Annotated in this window: 15 protein-coding genes; 10 read left to right on the top strand and 5 right to left on the bottom strand. The window is 47.2% G+C overall.

The features are described 5' to 3' along the window. Window positions 1-26: 26 nt before the first annotated feature. Window positions 27-1,598: an amidohydrolase gene (locus PQI28_RS06620; RefSeq protein ID WP_339962796.1), complete on the top strand. Its 1,572-nt coding sequence runs from the start codon at window positions 27-29 to the stop codon at window positions 1,596-1,598. A 53-nt stretch (window positions 1,599-1,651) separates the two neighbouring features. On the opposite strand, the gene PQI28_RS06615 is transcribed toward PQI28_RS06620, so the two are convergent. Then, the gene (locus tag PQI28_RS06615) at window positions 1,652-2,470 is read right to left on the bottom strand and encodes an NAD kinase (RefSeq protein ID WP_214694006.1); all 819 of its coding nucleotides are present in this window, start codon (window positions 2,468-2,470) and stop codon (window positions 1,652-1,654) included. Window positions 2,471-2,619: 149 nt separating this feature from the next. Here PQI28_RS06615 and tpx point away from each other — a divergent pair, with 149 nt between their 5' ends. From tpx to PQI28_RS06595, 4 genes are all read left to right on the top strand, one after another. Next, window positions 2,620-3,108: a thiol peroxidase gene (gene tpx, locus PQI28_RS06610; RefSeq protein WP_074033440.1), complete on the top strand. Its 489-nt coding sequence runs from the start codon at window positions 2,620-2,622 to the stop codon at window positions 3,106-3,108. Between the two features lie 97 nt (window positions 3,109-3,205). Then, window positions 3,206-4,099, top strand: a complete 894-nt coding sequence (locus tag PQI28_RS06605; protein WP_339962795.1) for a class I SAM-dependent methyltransferase — start codon at window positions 3,206-3,208, stop codon at window positions 4,097-4,099. 119 nt (window positions 4,100-4,218) lie between these two features. Continuing rightward, window positions 4,219-5,430 carry an acetate kinase gene (locus PQI28_RS06600; RefSeq protein WP_214693261.1) on the top strand — a complete coding sequence of 404 codons (1,212 nt, stop codon included), beginning with the start codon at window positions 4,219-4,221 and terminating at the stop codon, window positions 5,428-5,430. Window positions 5,431-5,808: 378 nt separating this feature from the next. Continuing rightward, entirely contained in the window at window positions 5,809-6,405 is a 597-nt protein-coding gene (locus PQI28_RS06595; RefSeq protein WP_339962794.1) for a 3D domain-containing protein, read from the top strand. Window positions 6,406-6,457: 52 nt separating this feature from the next. On the opposite strand, the gene PQI28_RS06590 is transcribed toward PQI28_RS06595, so the two are convergent. Next, the gene (locus PQI28_RS06590) at window positions 6,458-6,895 is read right to left on the bottom strand and encodes a universal stress protein (protein WP_012726732.1); all 438 of its coding nucleotides are present in this window, start codon (window positions 6,893-6,895) and stop codon (window positions 6,458-6,460) included. A 183-nt stretch (window positions 6,896-7,078) separates the two neighbouring features. Here PQI28_RS06590 and PQI28_RS06585 point away from each other — a divergent pair, with 183 nt between their 5' ends. Further along, a complete protein-coding gene (locus tag PQI28_RS06585; protein ID WP_214820400.1) occupies window positions 7,079-7,804 on the top strand; it encodes an SDR family oxidoreductase in 726 nt (241 codons plus the stop codon). An 11-nt stretch (window positions 7,805-7,815) separates the two neighbouring features. Then, window positions 7,816-8,538, top strand: coding sequence for a metallophosphoesterase family protein (locus PQI28_RS06580; RefSeq protein WP_339962793.1), 723 nt, complete (start codon window positions 7,816-7,818; stop codon window positions 8,536-8,538). A 42-nt stretch (window positions 8,539-8,580) separates the two neighbouring features. On the opposite strand, the gene PQI28_RS06575 is transcribed toward PQI28_RS06580, so the two are convergent. After that, window positions 8,581-9,678 (bottom strand): M24 family metallopeptidase, encoded by a 1,098-nt coding sequence (locus PQI28_RS06575; protein WP_214782181.1) that lies wholly within the window; start codon window positions 9,676-9,678, stop codon window positions 8,581-8,583. 165 nt (window positions 9,679-9,843) lie between these two features. Between PQI28_RS06575 and PQI28_RS06570 the strand changes: the two genes are divergently transcribed. Further along, window positions 9,844-11,154, top strand: a complete 1,311-nt coding sequence (locus PQI28_RS06570) for a DRTGG domain-containing protein (RefSeq protein WP_214782184.1) — start codon at window positions 9,844-9,846, stop codon at window positions 11,152-11,154. A 42-nt stretch (window positions 11,155-11,196) separates the two neighbouring features. Here PQI28_RS06570 and PQI28_RS06565 read toward each other — a convergent pair whose 3' ends face one another. Beyond that, window positions 11,197-11,511 (bottom strand): YtpI family protein, encoded by a 315-nt coding sequence (locus PQI28_RS06565; protein WP_339962792.1) that lies wholly within the window; start codon window positions 11,509-11,511, stop codon window positions 11,197-11,199. Between the two features lie 75 nt (window positions 11,512-11,586). Between PQI28_RS06565 and PQI28_RS06560 the strand changes: the two genes are divergently transcribed. Continuing rightward, window positions 11,587-12,555 (top strand): DHH family phosphoesterase, encoded by a 969-nt coding sequence (locus PQI28_RS06560; protein WP_214782187.1) that lies wholly within the window; start codon window positions 11,587-11,589, stop codon window positions 12,553-12,555. Window positions 12,556-12,571: 16 nt separating this feature from the next. On the opposite strand, the gene PQI28_RS06555 is transcribed toward PQI28_RS06560, so the two are convergent. Further along, window positions 12,572-12,763: a hypothetical protein gene (locus PQI28_RS06555; protein WP_074033430.1), complete on the bottom strand. Its 192-nt coding sequence runs from the start codon at window positions 12,761-12,763 to the stop codon at window positions 12,572-12,574. A 102-nt stretch (window positions 12,764-12,865) separates the two neighbouring features. Here PQI28_RS06555 and dnaE point away from each other — a divergent pair, with 102 nt between their 5' ends. After that, window positions 12,866-16,033 carry a DNA polymerase III subunit alpha gene (dnaE, locus tag PQI28_RS06550; RefSeq protein ID WP_339962791.1) on the top strand — a complete coding sequence of 1,056 codons (3,168 nt, stop codon included), beginning with the start codon at window positions 12,866-12,868 and terminating at the stop codon, window positions 16,031-16,033. Window positions 16,034-16,077 lie beyond the last annotated feature (44 nt).

Here is a 16,077-nt window from a genome sequence, read left to right as displayed (position 1 = left end):
TTTTTCAATCAAGGAGGAATCGTCAGATGGGTACGTTATGGGTTAATGGAAACATCTATACGTTGAATAAACCGGGTGAAATGATGCGGGCCATGTTCGTGGAGCATGGACGTATCTTAAAAATGGGCGAAGAGGGTCATCTCCGTCGTACATACGCCGGTCGGATAGAAGAGATTGTGAACTTGGAAGGAAAGAGTGTCTATCCTGCCTTCACAGACTCGCACATTCATCTTGTCGGTTACGGAGAAGCGCTAGACCGTGTCGATGCAAGCGAGGCGACCAACCTTCGAGAATTACTTGAGACGATGAAACAACAAGGGTCCGATGACGAATGGGTGGTCGCAGAAGGATTTGATGATCGATTACTCGGTGAAATGCCGACACGAGACATGATTGATGAAGTCATCTCGGATCGTCCCGTCGTCTTGAAGCGTGTCTGCCGTCATGTGGCGGTCGTGAACTCGAAAGGACTCGAGCGCCTCGGTTTGATTCATCACACGGTCATCGAAGGCGGGAAGCTTGGTCGGGACGAGGAAGGGAAGTTGAATGGTGTCCTGTATGATGCCGCGCTCGACCTTTTATATAAAGAACTGAGTGGGAATCGAAAGAAAAATGTTGCCTCACTCCGACGTGCCATCGATTCGTTGTTCGCACACGGGATCGTTGGTGCCCACACCGAGGACTTATTTTATCATGGTGACCCGTTAGAGACGATTCAAGCGTATGAGGACGTGCTAGATGAATTGCCGTTCCAAGCGCATCTTCTCGTTCATGAACAAGTCGTGGACCGTGTCATTCAGCATGATGCGATGACAAAACGAAAACGATTTGACTTTGGGGCGATGAAACTGTTCGTAGACGGCTCGTTCGGGGGACGGACAGCGCTGCTCTCAGCACCGTATGACGATGACCGGGCTCAGCGTGGTATCGAAGTACATCGACCGGATCATCTAGAGGCACTTGTGAAAAAGGCACGTACGTACGGGATGAACGTCGCGGCTCACGTGATTGGGGATGCAGCCGTCGAACAGTTTGTCAGTCTGCTTGAGAAATATCCAGCTAAAAAAGGAACGCGTGACCGAATTATCCACGCTTCCTTGTTGAATGATTCCTTAATCAAGCGCATCAAATCCCTGCCTGTTCTGATCGATGCGCAACCAGTCTTCCTTTCTGACGATTTAGATATGTTGTTTGAACGGTTAGGGAATGAACGCGTCCATGATGTGTATCGCTTCAAGTCGCTTCTTGATACGGGAGCGTTATTGCTTGGGGGAAGTGATGCCCCGATTTCATCCGTTGATGTTCGGAAAGGGTTGTTCGGAGCGGTAGCAAGACAGTCGTTTAAGGGTTCGAGCACGTTAAATCCGAGTGAGCGTCTATCGATGTATGAGGCGCTTCGTAGCTTTACGTATTCACCTCATGTCGCCACGGGTACACACGGAAGAAACGGGTTGTTAATTCAAAGTTACAACGCGAACTTCACCGTGTGGGACGAGGACTTCTTCCGACTACAAGGAGAGGACATCCTTCATAATCGTCTAGTCATGACGGTCGTCGAAGGAAAACCGGTATATGAGGCGGAAGTCGTCACATCGTAAACTAAAGAGGAGCCGATTGATCCCAATTAGGGTCAACCGGCTCCTCTTCTTGATTAGAAGAATGAACGTTGTACTTTATGCCAGAACGAGTTCGTCCGAAGTTTGACGGTCTTGATGACTTTATCAGAAAGTTCGATGTCAATCCGATCAGTGTACTTCAAGCTGAGTGCTTCGTTATCCATACCGATGATCGGGTAATCGTTTCCGTCCTCGACGATGCGAAGCGATAACTTGCGCGATTCGTGGACGATAAACGATGAGCCGAGGGTACGATAACGGTTGTTGTTGACCGAAGCGATCTCGCTGACTTGCATACATGGGATGAGTGGGTCGACGACCGCGCCGCTCAACGATTTGTTATAAGCAGTCGAACCGGTCGGAGTCGACACGACCATTCCGTCCCCACGGAATGTCTCAAAGTGCAAGTCGTCGATATAGACCTCGATCGCGAGTGATTTGATGATACTCGATTTAATGGAAGCTTCATTTAAACAAAGAAGCGGTGTCGATTCGTTGATCGATGCGGAGAGAAGTGGATATTTGCGTACTTCGAGACCTTCTTCGATTCGCGTCGAGTTGTCAGAGAAGAGGCGGTCGACTTCATCGAGTTTATGTATGTCAAAGTCACAATAAAACTCGTTCAATCCGCGGCCGAATCCGACGTAGATAGCATCCTGACGAAAACCTGTATAGCGAACAGCCTGTAAAAAGGCACCGTCTCCACCAACCGCAGCGATAATATTCGCATCTTCTGGTTGATTGACGATGTTAAACCCGTGTTTTTCCCCGATTTCTTTTAGCTTTTTCACTTCTTTCGTGAATTCGTTGACGTTACGATGGTACAAATAGACGTTATTTCTCATCTGAGTCATCCCCTTTGTCAATGGTGTCCCCTTTATTATAACGTGTTTCCTTCAACCAATATAGGGAAAACTGAAACAGAGCCAAAAGCAGGAAGTTTGTCAAAGGCTCAATTTCATCGATATGATGAGAAGGTAACTACAACAAAGGGGATGAGTTCATGCCAACATTTAAAGGGAACAACGTGACATTACAAGGAAATCCAGTAAAAGTGGGAGACCAAGCTCCTGACTTCCAAGTGTTGACGACAGCTTTAGAAGAAGTGACATTAGCAAGTTATCCGGGGAAAAAATTAATCAGTGTCATTCCTTCAATTGATACAGGCGTATGTGACGCACAAACGCGTGAATTCAATGAGAAAGCATCATCACTTGGCGGAACGGTCTTGACTGTGTCGAACGACCTCCCATTCGCACAACGTCGTTGGTGCTCGGCTTCAGGTCTAGACAACGTGGTCACACTCTCTGATCACCGTGATCTATCATTTGCGAAAGCGTACGGCGTATTAATTGAAGAAATGCGTCTTCTCGCTCGTTCTGTGTTCGTCGTCGATTCAAACGGTGTCGTCCAGTACGTTCAATATATGGATGAAATGACGGACGAAGTCGATTTCGAAGCAGCGCTTCAGGCATTCGAACAAGCGAATTGATTCGTTTGGCGAAATTGATTAAAATAGCTTACACTAGTACGTGAACCGACCGGTCCTCTTATGGGGGGCCGGTTTTGTATGGAAAGGATGAACGAAAATGGAACGTTTTGAACAACTGTATCGTGATTGGAAGAAAGAAGCGAAAAAACTTGTCAACGACCTTGATGTATTACCGATTGAGGCACTAGTACAAGTGTTTGACCATGTCGACATCGAAAATGAGAAGATGGATGACGTGCGGAAAGCTGTCAGTCTACTCGTGCTTGAAGAAACGACGCAACTCCCACCGAACAACCAACCGACTCCGGATGCGGTCAGTTTGTTCATGGGCTACTTTGCAACGAAGCTCCTTAAAGATGGTGCGACGATTCTCGATCTTGGGAGCGGAACAGGCACATTGACACATGCGGTCCTCTCGCAATTGAAAGAAGCAACGGCACAAGCGGTCGAAGTCGATGAATTGTTGCTTCGTCTCTCTTATTCGATCAGCAATTTATTAGGAGAGCCGGTTTCATACTTCCATCAAGACGCGCTCGCCCCGTTGTTTGTCGAACCGAGTGATTTGTCACTTGCGGATTTACCGATCGGTTACTACCCAAATGATGAAGTCGCGGTCGAATACGACATGAAACGTAATGAAGGGCATGCCTATTCTCATTTCTTGATGATGGAACAAGCGATCCGCCATACGAAACCAGGTGGACACGGATTGTTCGTCATTCCGAACAATTTGTTTGAACAAGATGATGAAGGGAAATTAAAACAATGGATGGACCGTGAAGCGGTTGTCAAAGGTGTGATCCAACTTCCGACGACGATGTTCAAAGATGAACGCTATGCAAAAAGTTTGTTGCTTCTACAAAAAGTAGGGGAAGGCGTCACACGCCCGAAACAAGCCTTATTCGTTGAGCTTCCGTCGTTCACAGACGTTCGAGCTGTTGCCAATGTAGTGAAACAGATTGATGATTGGTTCAAAACAACGCAAAAATAATAGACAAAATACTTGAAAAAGGTATTCAAAATCAAGTATCTTCATTATGATACAGTTATCAGTTTTAAATTGAACAGATAAAGAAACGCGTTTAAAACGAAAGGTAAGAGGTGTATGACATGACGAAAATTATGGCAGTCAATGCTGGTAGTTCATCGCTCAAGTTCCAGTTACTCGAGATGCCAACGGAAGAGTTGCTCGCAGTTGGATTGGTTGAGCGTGTAGGGAAAGAAGATGCAATTTTTACAATCAAGTACGGTGAAGGACAGAAGTTCAACGTGGTCACACCACTTCACACGCACAAAGAAGCGGTTGAATTGACGTTAGAGAAACTGATCGAACTTGATATCATTCAATCGTTCGATGAGATTTCTGGCGTAGGTCACCGTGTGTTACACGGGAAAGAGTTGTATGCGGATTCGGTTGTGATCGATGACGAAGTCATGAAGAACATCGAGTCTTTCACAGAGCTCGGACCACTTCACATCCCACCAAACTTGACTGGGATTCGTGCTTTCCAAGCAATCTTGCCAAACGTTCCACAAGTTGCGGTATTCGACACGGCATTCCACCAATCGATGCCAGAAGAGAACTTCTTGTACAGTCTTCCGTATGAATACTATACAGAGCACGGTGTACGTAAATATGGTTTCCACGGGACGAGCCACAAGTATGTGACACAACGTGCAGCAGAACTTCTCGGTCGTCCGCTCGAAGACTTGCGTTTAATCTCATGTCACCTCGGTAGCGGTGCGTCAATCGCAGCCGTTGCAGGTGGTCGTTCGATCGATACAACAATGGGCTTCACACCGCTTGAAGGAATTACGATGGGAACTCGCTCAGGTTCGCTTGACCCAGCCCTTATCCCATTTTTGATGCAAAAAACAGGGAAGTCTGCTGAAGACGTCTTGAACGTCATGAACAAAGAGTCTGGTGTTTACGGTCTCTCTGGTATTTCAAGTGACTTACGTGACATCGAGCAAGCGGCTGCAGAAGGAAACCACCGTGCAGAAGTATCTCTCAAAATCTTCTCAAACCGTATTCACGGTTACATCGGTCAATATGCCGCTGAAATGAATGGTGTCGACGCCATCATCTTCACGGCGGGTGTCGGTGAAAACTCGGATGTCATCCGTGAGCGTATCCTCCGTGGTCTCGAATTCATGGGCGTCTACTGGGATCCTTCACTTAACAATGGTGCACGAGGCAAAGAGTTGTTCATCAACTACCCACACTCACCAGTTAAGGTCATCATCATCCCGACGAACGAAGAATTGGTCATCGCGCGCGATACGGTTCGCATTGCAAACCTCGTTGAAGAGCACGCATAAGAATCACTCAAACCCACGTTACTTTGCGTAACGTGGGTTTTTTTGAGCCTTTTTTCCTAACGTGCTAGAGAATGAATGGGACAAATGATTTTTCGCTTTGTAACATTAGCTGCATGTTTTATATCATTTTGTAACATTTGAGTCATGAAAGAACCATATATTGGATGAGTATTTATATAAATATCTCTACTTCGTTTCAAAGGTGCAATTTAAAGCAAATAATCGGTTGTTTTGACATCAAGTTGTAACGTTCGTGACATTCAAATGAACTGTAAGTGTAACGGCACTGCTACATATTTCATCATATAGTTATCTGGACGAAACATTCGATGTACAAATCATCGATGACACGATTTGAACTAAGGGAGGAACGATTGCATGCTTAAAAAGTTAGGATGGATGATGCTAATTACGATTTTAGTTTCAACGCTTTTCCTGCCACAATCGCAAGTGCAAGCTGCCTCTTCAAATAAAGTTTATGTCGTCAGTAAAGTGAACGATTTAAATATCCGTTCAGATGCACGAATGGGTACAAAAATTTTAGGTAAGTTAAACAAAGGTCAAAAATTGCAACGTTTAGGTTCAAAAGGAGCCTGGACACAAGTTTATTATAATAAGAAAAAAGCATGGGTTGCGACAAGTTATGTCACGACAACAGGAGCGAAGAAACAGTCTGTGGGCAAAACGTACACGATGAAAGCGTCGGCGTATACACCTTATTGCAAAGGTTGTTCAGGAAAGACGGCTCTTGGTTGGGACGTTCGTAAACAAAAACGTAATGTGATTGCGGTCGACCCGCGTGTCATTCCACTTGGAACGAAAGTTCAAGTATACGTAGGAAGCAAATTGTTAGGAACGTATACGGCTGCAGATACTGGCGGCGCCATCAAAGGAAATAAAATCGACATCTTAATGTATTCGCACAGTGCGGCGATTCAATTCGGTCGTAAAACGGTTACGGTCAAGGTGTTGTAATAAAGAAAGGGGTCTTGCGATTGCGCAAGACCCCTTTTTCGAGAATAAATGATTATTGACGGACGATGAGCACGTCGCACTTCGCATAGCGGACGATGCTTTCTGAAACACTTCCGATAAAGAAGCGTTCGACAGCGTTCAACCCAGTCGCGCCACAAATAATAAGATCAATATCATGGTTAGGAGCAATCTTTTTAGCGATTGTCACTTTTGGAGAACCGTATTCGATCACGGTCTCGACTTCTTTCACGCCACGTTCTTTCGCGCGGTTCACATAGTCTTCGAGTAACTCTTTGGCATACGTTTCTGCGCGTTCCGTAATCGTCCGATCGTAGGCTTCAACTGTCGCAAATGTACGCGTGTCAATCACGTGACCTACATACAGTTTCCCTTCGTTACGAATAGCGACATCGATTGCAGTTTCGAATGCACGTTCCGCCTCTTTAGAGCCGTCAACGGCAGATAGAATGTGTTTGTATACAATTGCCATGTAAATCCCAACCTTTCGCTCGAAATATACGTTCGGCTTACATATATAGTATACCACTTCTTTCGAATTTCACGCTTTTTCGTCATGAAAAGGAGTGAATTTTTTCATGGAATTGTTCACGACATGTCCAAGTTTGGAATTCACGTGAAAGAACGGGTAAAATAAGGCGGAGGAGGTTGGACGATGAAACATGTAATGATTACTTCTGGTGCGAAAGGGATTGGCCGTGTCGTGACAGAGCGTCTTTTGCAAGATGGATGGCACGTCAGTATTTTACAGCGGAATCCGATTGATTGGGAACATGAGCGGATACATATGATCGAGGCAGGGTTGACGGATCGCAAACAGCTGCTCTCGGCCTATGAGGAAGCGGTCGAGCGGTTTGGTGAACCGGATGCTTTGATTTTAAATGCGGGTCCATACATTTTTGAACGGAAACCGCTTGTTGAATTGACAGATGAAGAGTGGGATGAAGTGGTGACAGGTAACCTGTCCGCCTCGTTTTGGTTGATGCGTCGCGCGATTCCTTCGATGCGCTCGAATCGTTTCGGGCGCATCATCTCATACGGGTTTCCGGAAAGTGCATCAGCTCCCGGATGGATTCACCGTTCAGCATTTGCAGCAGCAAAAACGGCACTCGTCAGTTTGACGAAATCGGTCGCTCTTGAGGAAGCGCCTTTTGGGATTACGGCAAATATGGTCAATCCAGGAAACATCGTCGGATCTCAAAAAGAGATGCGTATCGAGGAAGCGGAAATCGATGAAGGGACTCCAGTCGGACGACACGGAACTGGAGAGGATATCGCACGACTCATTTCCTTCCTATTACATGAGGAATCAGATATGATTACGGGCGCCGTCATCGATGTGACCGGCGGGGTCAACGTTGTCCATCAGTATCGAAAGTGAGGGGGAGAGCGATGAAGATTGGCGTTGTGACTGACGTTCACGGAAATCTAGAGGCGCTAGAGGCAGTCCTTCATGCGTTAGATACAGAACAGGTCGACATGATCTGGTCACTTGGTGACATGATTGCGATGGGGCCAGACTCAAACGCGGTCATGGAGCGATTGATTGACCGCGGGGCACACATGATTTCCGGTAATCACGATGAAGCGGTCGTCTCGCTCCTATCCGGACATGGTCACCCAGAAAGCTACGCGCATACGCGACCGCATCACGAATGGGTCGCACGTCATCTCGATTCTAGATATGTGGATGTTCTTGAGTCTCTTCCACGAACGATTACGAGTGAGATGGCTAGTCAGAAAGCGTTCGGTATCCACTACCATATCCCGAGCGAAAAGCGTCAAGCCACCATCGTTGATGAACCGTTCCATGACATTCTCGAACCGACACTTGAAAACATGCAACGGTTGTATGGAGAGTACGATGGGGATATCATCTTATTTGGGCATCACCACCCGGTTCACCTATTCGAAGACGAGAAGAAGCGGTACGTCAATCCTGGTGCGCTCGGTGTCGCACGAGATGAACTTGCGCGGTTCGCGATTTTGTCAGGCGGGGATAAGGGGATGCAGATTGATCTGCGGGCTGTCCCTTATGACAAACGAATATTTCTAGAGAAAATGGAACGTTATGAAGTTCCGCAACGCGATGTCATGTTCCGATTGTTCTATTGAGGAATGCGTAAAAAGGTGAGGTCCTTGGACCCCACCTTTTTCTTATACGATCTCTTGAAGTGTTTTCGGATAACTCGTCAATGCAATCGGACCGCTCTCCGTCATGACGAGGTCATCTTCGATACGGACCCCGCCGACACCCGGTAGATAAATACCTGGTTCGACGGTAAACGTCATGCCGACTTGAGCTGTCATATCATTGTTCGCCGCCATCGATGGATGTTCATGAACTTCGATTCCGATTCCATGACCGATACGGTGCGTGAAGTACTCACCGTATCCAGCAGACGTGATGACTTGACGGGCTGCGATATCGATCGCTCCGAGCGTCGTACCGACATTCGCCATCTCGATCGCTGCTTCTTCTGCTTGTAATACTGTTTCGTAAATTTCACGTTGTTTCGTACTCGCTTCACCGAAGACGACCGTTCGAGTGATATCCGAGCAATACCCTTGCCAGACGACACCGAGGTCGAACAAGGCGAAATCGCCTTTCTTCAAACGGTTGTTGCCTGGTACACCGTGAGGGTCAGCGCTGTTTTCACCGAACAATACGAGTGTGTCGAATGACATTTCACGAACGCCTTGTTGTTTCATCGCATATTCGATGTCCGCGATGACTTCGAGCTCGGTCACGCCCTCACGGAGTGAACGAATTCCTGCTTCGATTGCCATGTCTGCAAGTTCAGCGGCGCGTTTCATTGTACGTACTTCATCCGGTGATTTGATCATGCGTAACGTTTGGAGTTCGTCTGTCAAATCGATAATCGACAATCCGGCAAAACCAGCGCGGAGTTGCTCGACACGATTGAATGTCAAATGCTCGCCTTCAATCCCGATACGCTCAGGAACGATTTGGTTATCGAGGAACAACTTGACGATTTTATCCCACGGATTCTCGTGGTCCATGTACGTCACGATTTCACCTGTCCAGTCACTCGCTTCGACAATTCCTTTTTCAAGGGCGGGACAAATGATGGCAGTTGTCCCATTCTTTAGGACGAGGATGGCAATCAGCCGCTCGTGTGCTTCTGCGTATACTCCCGAGAAGTAAAATACAGATGCCTTTGACGTGACGAATGCTGCGTCTAATCCTTTCGTCGCTAAAGATTGTGCAATTTGATTGGTGCGTTGATTCAAGATGAATCCCTTCCCTTCTCACTCTTACGTTGACTACTCGTCTATTATAGCTGTTTCGAAAACAGAAAGGAAATGTTGCAATTTGATTAGTACAGTTTGAACAAGTTTGACTGATACAGTATACTAGAAAGAGTAGAAAATGTATTGAGAGAAGGGACTCCGCGTATGACCACAAAACATGAACAGATCATAGCACATATCGAGTCACTCGATGTTGGGTCAAAAATTTCGGTCCGCCAAATCGCCAAAGAGTTAGCTGTATCAGAAGGTACGGCTTATCGGGCCATCAAAGAAGCTGAGAACCTGGGCTTTGTCTCTACCATCGAACGTGTAGGGACGATTCGGATCAAGCGTAAACAAAAAGAGAATATTGAGAAGCTGACATTTGCCGAAGTCGTCAATATTGTCGATGGACAAGTGTTGGGTGGACGAAATGGTTTGCATAAGACATTATCTAAATTTGTCATCGGAGCCATGAAATTGGAAGCGATGATGCGTTATATCGATGTCGATTCACTCGTCATCATCGGAAACCGGGAGAAGGCGCATGAACTCGTCTTGCAGTCCGGCGGGGCCGTGTTGATCACAGGGGGATTTGATACGACGGATGAAGTGAAACGAATGGCGGATAAGTATGATATGCCCGTCATCTCGACTTCTTACGACAGCTTTACCGTCGCAACGATGATTAACCGGGCTATTTATGATCGACTCATCAAGAAAGAGATTCTTCTTGTCTCAGACATCGTCATTCCGCTTCACGACACGTTTTATTTGAAATCGGATGACACGGTGAAACGTTGGCACGAATTGAATGAGCGGACGAAGCATAATCGTTATCCGGTCATCGATGAGCAGATGAAGGTGGTCGGGGTGATCACTGCGAAAGATGTCATCGACAAATCGCACGACTATGATATCGAGAAAGTCATGACAAAGAGCCCGATTACTGTCGGCGTCCAGACGAGCGTGACCAACGCTGCGCACCAGATGGTATGGGAAGGGATTGAGATGCTCCCTGTCGTCGATAACTATGGTCGCTTGCTCGGAATCATCAGTCGTCAAGATGTGTTGAAGGCGTTGCAGCTTGCGAATCGTCAGCCGCAAGTCGGTGAAACGTTCGACAACATGATCACGAACCAATTGAAAGAAGATCCCACGTCGAACGGTACGGCGTTTACTGTCGAGGTTGCTCCGCAAATGACGAGCCATATGGGGACCGCGTCATCAGGTGTGTTGACGACTTTGTTAGTCGAAGGGGCGACACGCAGTCTGCGTCATATGAAAAAAGGGGATTTGGTGGTCGAGAACATTACCGTCTATTTCATGAAACCGATTCAGATTGAGAGTCAGATTCGAGTGTCGGCAAACGTCTTCGATCTTGGGCGGAAGTTCGGGAAAGTTGATGTGGAGATGACACAAGGTACACAACTTGTCGCCAAGGCGCTTGTCACGGCACAGTTGATTGATCGGTAACTTAAAAGAGCACCGGCTACACGAGTAGCGGGTGCTCTCTTTTTATGAAGGCGTATTCGTCGGTTCTTCTGCGGCGAGCGGATAGATTTTCCGGTAACGGATAAATCCAACGACCGCATTGCCTAAGCCGACGACCAACATGACGATACTGACAATCCAACCGACCGATGAATTCAAACCGAATCCACCAACCATTTGGTTCGCGGCGAATAGCGCGAGGAATAAACTTAACCAGATTAAAGCTTGTGTATTGAACAAGGCTTTACGGTTTGGCCTCTTTGTCAAAAAAGCACGACGCTTGAAGACAAGGTACGCTCCGAGCGCGAACAAAATGAGTCCAATCATGACAAGTTGCAAGTGAAGGAACCCCTTTCTTTCTCGTAATCTGTTATCATCATACCATAATAGTGTGTAGGAAAGTGAGGAATCATCATGTGGGCATGGGCGAAAGCGGATTCAATCAAAACAGAAATCGAGGCGGCTGACACCATTTTTATTCATCGACATGTCAGACCAGACCCCGATGCATTGGGGAGCCAGCTCGGACTCCAACGTATTTTAAAGTCGGTTCATCCGGATAAAAAGATTTATGTAGTCGGTGGTATGGTGCCCGACCTTGAATTTTTAGGAAAGATGGAACACGTTGAGGAAGAAATGTATAAGGATGCGCTCGTTTTGATTCTAGATACAGCGAATCAGGAACGAATCGATGGACCATATGCGTTAAAAGGAAAAACAATCATTAAAATCGATCATCACCCTGATGAAGACCCGTATGCGATGACACAAATCGTGGACACCACGGTCAGTTCGACGTCCGAAATGATTGTGGAGTTGGCGAACATTTGGGATTATCCGATCGATCAAGAAGCGGCCTTCTTATTATATGCCGGTATCGTAGGTGACACGGGGCGCTTCCAGTTCCGTAATGCCACGGCACGTACGTTTGAGATTGCTTCGAGATTGATTGACAAAGGCATCGATACGAACAAACTGTACCGACACATGTATAAGACCAACTTAGCGACGCTACAGTTACAAGGGTACGTGTTACAGCACGTCAATGTCACAGAAGAAGGCGTCGGGTATGTGAAGATTGATAAAGATGTGCTCCGGACGTTCCATGCGTCCCCGGAAGCGGCATCGCAACTCGTCAATAGCTTCTCTGGCCTCGAAGGATTGAAATGTTGGGTCATGTTTGTCGAAAACAAAGAAGAGATTCGTGTCCGGATTCGGTCGAAAGGACCTGTCATCAATGAAGTGGCGAAGCGTTACCGTGGTGGTGGTCATCCGATGGCGTCAGGTGCCACGATTGATACGTGGGATGAAATGGATGACGTCATTGCTGCTCTGAATGAAGTGGCAGGAGAGTTCACGTTTGAAGAAAATGAAGAGAGCTGACCGCGGTCAGCTCTCTTCATTTGTCTCCGTTTTCTTGTGGGATAAACCACGTGCCGCGGTCGGTCACATCTTCGACGACATCGAGTTGATATTCTGCAATATACTTTCGAAGTCGGTCGATGATTTCAGGACTGTCCGCAAAGACGGTTTGACCGTTCTGTAATTTTTCTAACTTATCGCGCGCAATTTGTCCCCGATTGATAATCATACGCTTTTGCCCCCTTTTGTCGTGAGTTTTGTCTATAATTATTGTATCAGAGAAGTGGAGAATTGAGTTTGACAATTCCATTAAATAGAGAGGAGGACGAAGATGATTCATCTTAATGTCAGAACTGCTTATAGCTTACTACAAAGCACGATTCGACTAGAACAATATGTGATGCAGATGACAGAGCGGGGGAGTCGCGCGGTCGCCATCGCAGACGATGCCTTTTATGGTGTTCCATCGTTTCTATCCTACTGCAAACGCTATGGGGTGAAGCCGCTCATCGGACTGAGAACCGTCCTTCGACTAGACGGGCTCGATGTTTCGGTACTTGCGTATGCATCGAACGAAGCAGAACTACAAGAGCAATATCGAATCATCAAGAAAGGCGGGATCGATGAACGCACGACGATGCCACTCATTGTCCTACCGGAAAACTGGAAAGCGAGCGACCCGGTCCATCGACGTCGTCTTTATCATCAACTGCTGTCTTTTGTAGACGAGAACAGACTATGGCTCGGTCTCCCGGCACCGCAGACGACAGAACAGGTACAACTGTTAAAGCAACTTCGCATGATGAAAGAAGAACTCGCCGTCCAACTGATTCCGGTCCCTGAAACGAGATATATGCGACCTGAAGATGTGGAGGGTTTCCGGGCAATCTCTGCCATTCGAGAAGGCGAAGTGATGTCAGAGGAGGATGTACGTCAAAAAGGTCTGCATGTCCGGCTACCAAGCGAGATGAACGACTGGTTCACTTCAGAAGAATTGGGCGAGCTTGGGCGATTTGAAGAACTGATTCAACTCGAGCAACTTCCACAAGCGGAAGGCGCGATTCCAGAGTTACCGGACGCTGATCAAAAGTTGAAGCAGCTCGTCGGTGAACGGTTAAAAGCGATGGAATTGATGAAAGAACCGTATATCGGACGAGCGAAGTTTGAGCTTGACGTCATTGCCAAGACCGGGTTTTCTTCGTATTTTCTGATTGTCGAAGATATCATCCGATTCGCCCGTGAGTCCGGGATCGAGGTCGGTCCAGGTCGGGGGTCGGCGGCCGGCTCGCTCATCAGTTTTGCACTGCACATTACAGAAGTCGACCCAGTTCGCTATGGTCTCCTATTTGAACGGTTCCTCAATCCGGAACGCGTCTCGATGCCGGATATTGACTTAGATTTTGAAGATGAGCGTCGGGAAGAAGTCGTTTCATACGTGCTATCGAAATATGGGGAGACTCATGCGGCGCAAATTGGTACACTCGCAACCTTTGGGGCAAAGGCAGCCATCCGTGACGTCGCGAGGGCGCTCGGCATGACGTTAGAAGAGGGGCAGGCTGCAAGTAAACAAGTGAAATCAGGTGGGTTGGACGAATTGATGGCGAATCCAAAACAGATGAAATGGTTCGCAGGTAGCCAGAAGCGTCAACAGTTGATTCGGATTGCGAAACAGCTAGAAGGGTTGCCACGTCAATCATCCATACACGCCGCTGGGGTTGTACTCAGTCGTCAACCGATTGAAGACGTGACTCCACTTCAACCCGAACTCGAGGATCATGTGACCCAATATAATATGAAGGATTTGGAAGGAATCGGGCTACTGAAAATTGATTTGCTCGGGCTCCGAAACTTGACTCGCCTTCGTCAAATGGAGGAATTGGTCCGTGAGAGTGACGCGATGTTCTCCTTAAAAACCATTCCCTTACATGATGCCCGGACGTACCGATTGTTAGCAAGAGGAGAGACGGACGGGATCTTCCAGTTTGAGTCGTCGGGTATGAAACAGGCGTTGCGTCAAGTCAAACCGACGGAGTTTGAGGATATTGTCGTGACGATGTCGCTCTATCGACCAGGACCGATGCAGTTCATTGAAACGTATGCAAAACGAAAACATGGTATGCCATATCAACCGATTCACCCGGACGTCGAAGAAATCATGAAATCGACGTATGGCGTGCTCGTCTATCAAGAACAGGTCATGCGCCTTCTTCGAAAACTCGGTGGATATTCATTTGCCGAGGCGGATTTAATCAGACGAGCGATTGCCAAAAAAGATACCGGTACGATTGAACGAGAACGAGAGCGGTTTTTACGTCAATCTGAAGGAAAGAACCGAGATGTCTTGTCACAAATCTTCTCTTGGATTGAAAAGTTTGCAGGATATGGGTTTAACCGTTCCCATGCGGTCGCCTACAGTTTGATCAGTTATCGATTGGCTTACGTCAAAGCGCATTATCCACGTGTTTTCCATGTCGTGACGTCGGAGAAGACAAGTCAACTCGTGAGACTATTGCGTAAAGACAAAATCCCTGTGTATCCGCCAGACGTATTGCACGGTCATGCCGATGCGATACTTGAAGGTCCTGGCGTCCGTCTTGGGCTTAAAGCGATTCAAGGACTGACGAAACGAGACGTAGAACGACTCATCGAGCTGAATGGACAGCTAAAAGACGTCCGGACTCTTCAAGAAGCGATGGAATGGAAGAGTAAAGATCAACTCAAGTTGAGACGTTTGCTAGGAGCTGGAGCGCTTGACCGAATGTATCACGGTGATCGGACGAGTGCGTTTGAAGCAGTCGAACGTTTACGTGAAGAGGCCGGTACGCACTTCTTACCAGATGAACTATCATCACTCGGGCTTAAGCAGAAAAAAGCGAAAGAACCAAACTGGTCTGAAGAAGAGCGGGAAGCACTCGGAACATGGGTTGTGCACTCGCCGCTTACGACGATTCCGCACGTGGGAATTGAGCCCTCCACGATTGAAGACGTTCTGCACGGGACGAACGGGTATCTAGTCGTGTATGTGGATGACGTGCGTACGTTTATGACGAAAAAGCAAGAGCGGATGGGTGTCATGATGGTAGACGATGGGGTGACGCAAGAAGAAGTCGTCGTCTTTCCAAGAACCTTTGCCCAGTTCAGTCGCTCCCTCTACGTGGGTAACATTTTGTTGCTTGAAGTTCATTCGAACGAACGGGATGGACGTAAACAATTGATTGTCGAACGTGTGCGCCCATTACATGGTCAAGCTTTGTTCGTAAGGCTCACGTTAGATCGATTCTCTGAACTAGAAGATTGGATTCAGCGTGCACAGGGTGACGTTCCGGTCGTTTGTCGGTTCACGGATTCAAAAGAAGTGAAACAACTGGCATCCGCTTTTGCAATCAACCCGAACGAGGAATATGTGTCAGAGGCGAAGAGGCGATTCGGAGAAGAGAATGTTGTCTTAAAACGAGTCAATATGAAAATGGTTGGTCCAGAAACTAGTACCAAGTCCTAAATGATGATATAATTGCACTAATTGGTCTGACCACTTAAGATTGA

Origin of the sequence: Exiguobacterium sp. USCH10 (genome assembly GCF_037619445.1) — a bacterium.
Lineage (GTDB): Bacteria > Bacillota > Bacilli > Exiguobacteriales > Exiguobacteriaceae > Exiguobacterium > Exiguobacterium aestuarii_A.
Note: the sequence above shows the minus strand (reverse complement) of the source record. Positions and strands in the feature narration are given on the sequence as shown.

Bases quoted from the DNA above. Each gene is read 5' to 3' on its own strand.
- PQI28_RS06620 (WP_339962796.1), top strand. From the start codon at position 27: ATGGGTACGTTATGGGTTAATGGAAACATCTATACGTTGAATAAACCG.
- PQI28_RS06615 (WP_214694006.1), bottom strand. From the start codon at position 2,470: ATGACTCAGATGAGAAATAACGTCTATTTGTACCATCGTAACGTCAAC.
- tpx (WP_074033440.1), top strand. From the start codon at position 2,620: ATGCCAACATTTAAAGGGAACAACGTGACATTACAAGGAAATCCAGTA.
- PQI28_RS06605 (WP_339962795.1), top strand. From the start codon at position 3,206: ATGGAACGTTTTGAACAACTGTATCGTGATTGGAAGAAAGAAGCGAAA.
- PQI28_RS06600 (WP_214693261.1), top strand. From the start codon at position 4,219: ATGACGAAAATTATGGCAGTCAATGCTGGTAGTTCATCGCTCAAGTTC.
- PQI28_RS06595 (WP_339962794.1), top strand. From the start codon at position 5,809: ATGCTTAAAAAGTTAGGATGGATGATGCTAATTACGATTTTAGTTTCA.
- PQI28_RS06590 (WP_012726732.1), bottom strand. From the start codon at position 6,895: ATGGCAATTGTATACAAACACATTCTATCTGCCGTTGACGGCTCTAAA.
- PQI28_RS06585 (WP_214820400.1), top strand. From the start codon at position 7,079: ATGAAACATGTAATGATTACTTCTGGTGCGAAAGGGATTGGCCGTGTC.
- PQI28_RS06580 (WP_339962793.1), top strand. From the start codon at position 7,816: ATGAAGATTGGCGTTGTGACTGACGTTCACGGAAATCTAGAGGCGCTA.
- PQI28_RS06570 (WP_214782184.1), top strand. From the start codon at position 9,844: ATGACCACAAAACATGAACAGATCATAGCACATATCGAGTCACTCGAT.
- PQI28_RS06560 (WP_214782187.1), top strand. From the start codon at position 11,587: ATGTGGGCATGGGCGAAAGCGGATTCAATCAAAACAGAAATCGAGGCG.
- PQI28_RS06555 (WP_074033430.1), bottom strand. From the start codon at position 12,763: ATGATTATCAATCGGGGACAAATTGCGCGCGATAAGTTAGAAAAATTA.
- dnaE (WP_339962791.1), top strand. From the start codon at position 12,866: ATGATTCATCTTAATGTCAGAACTGCTTATAGCTTACTACAAAGCACG.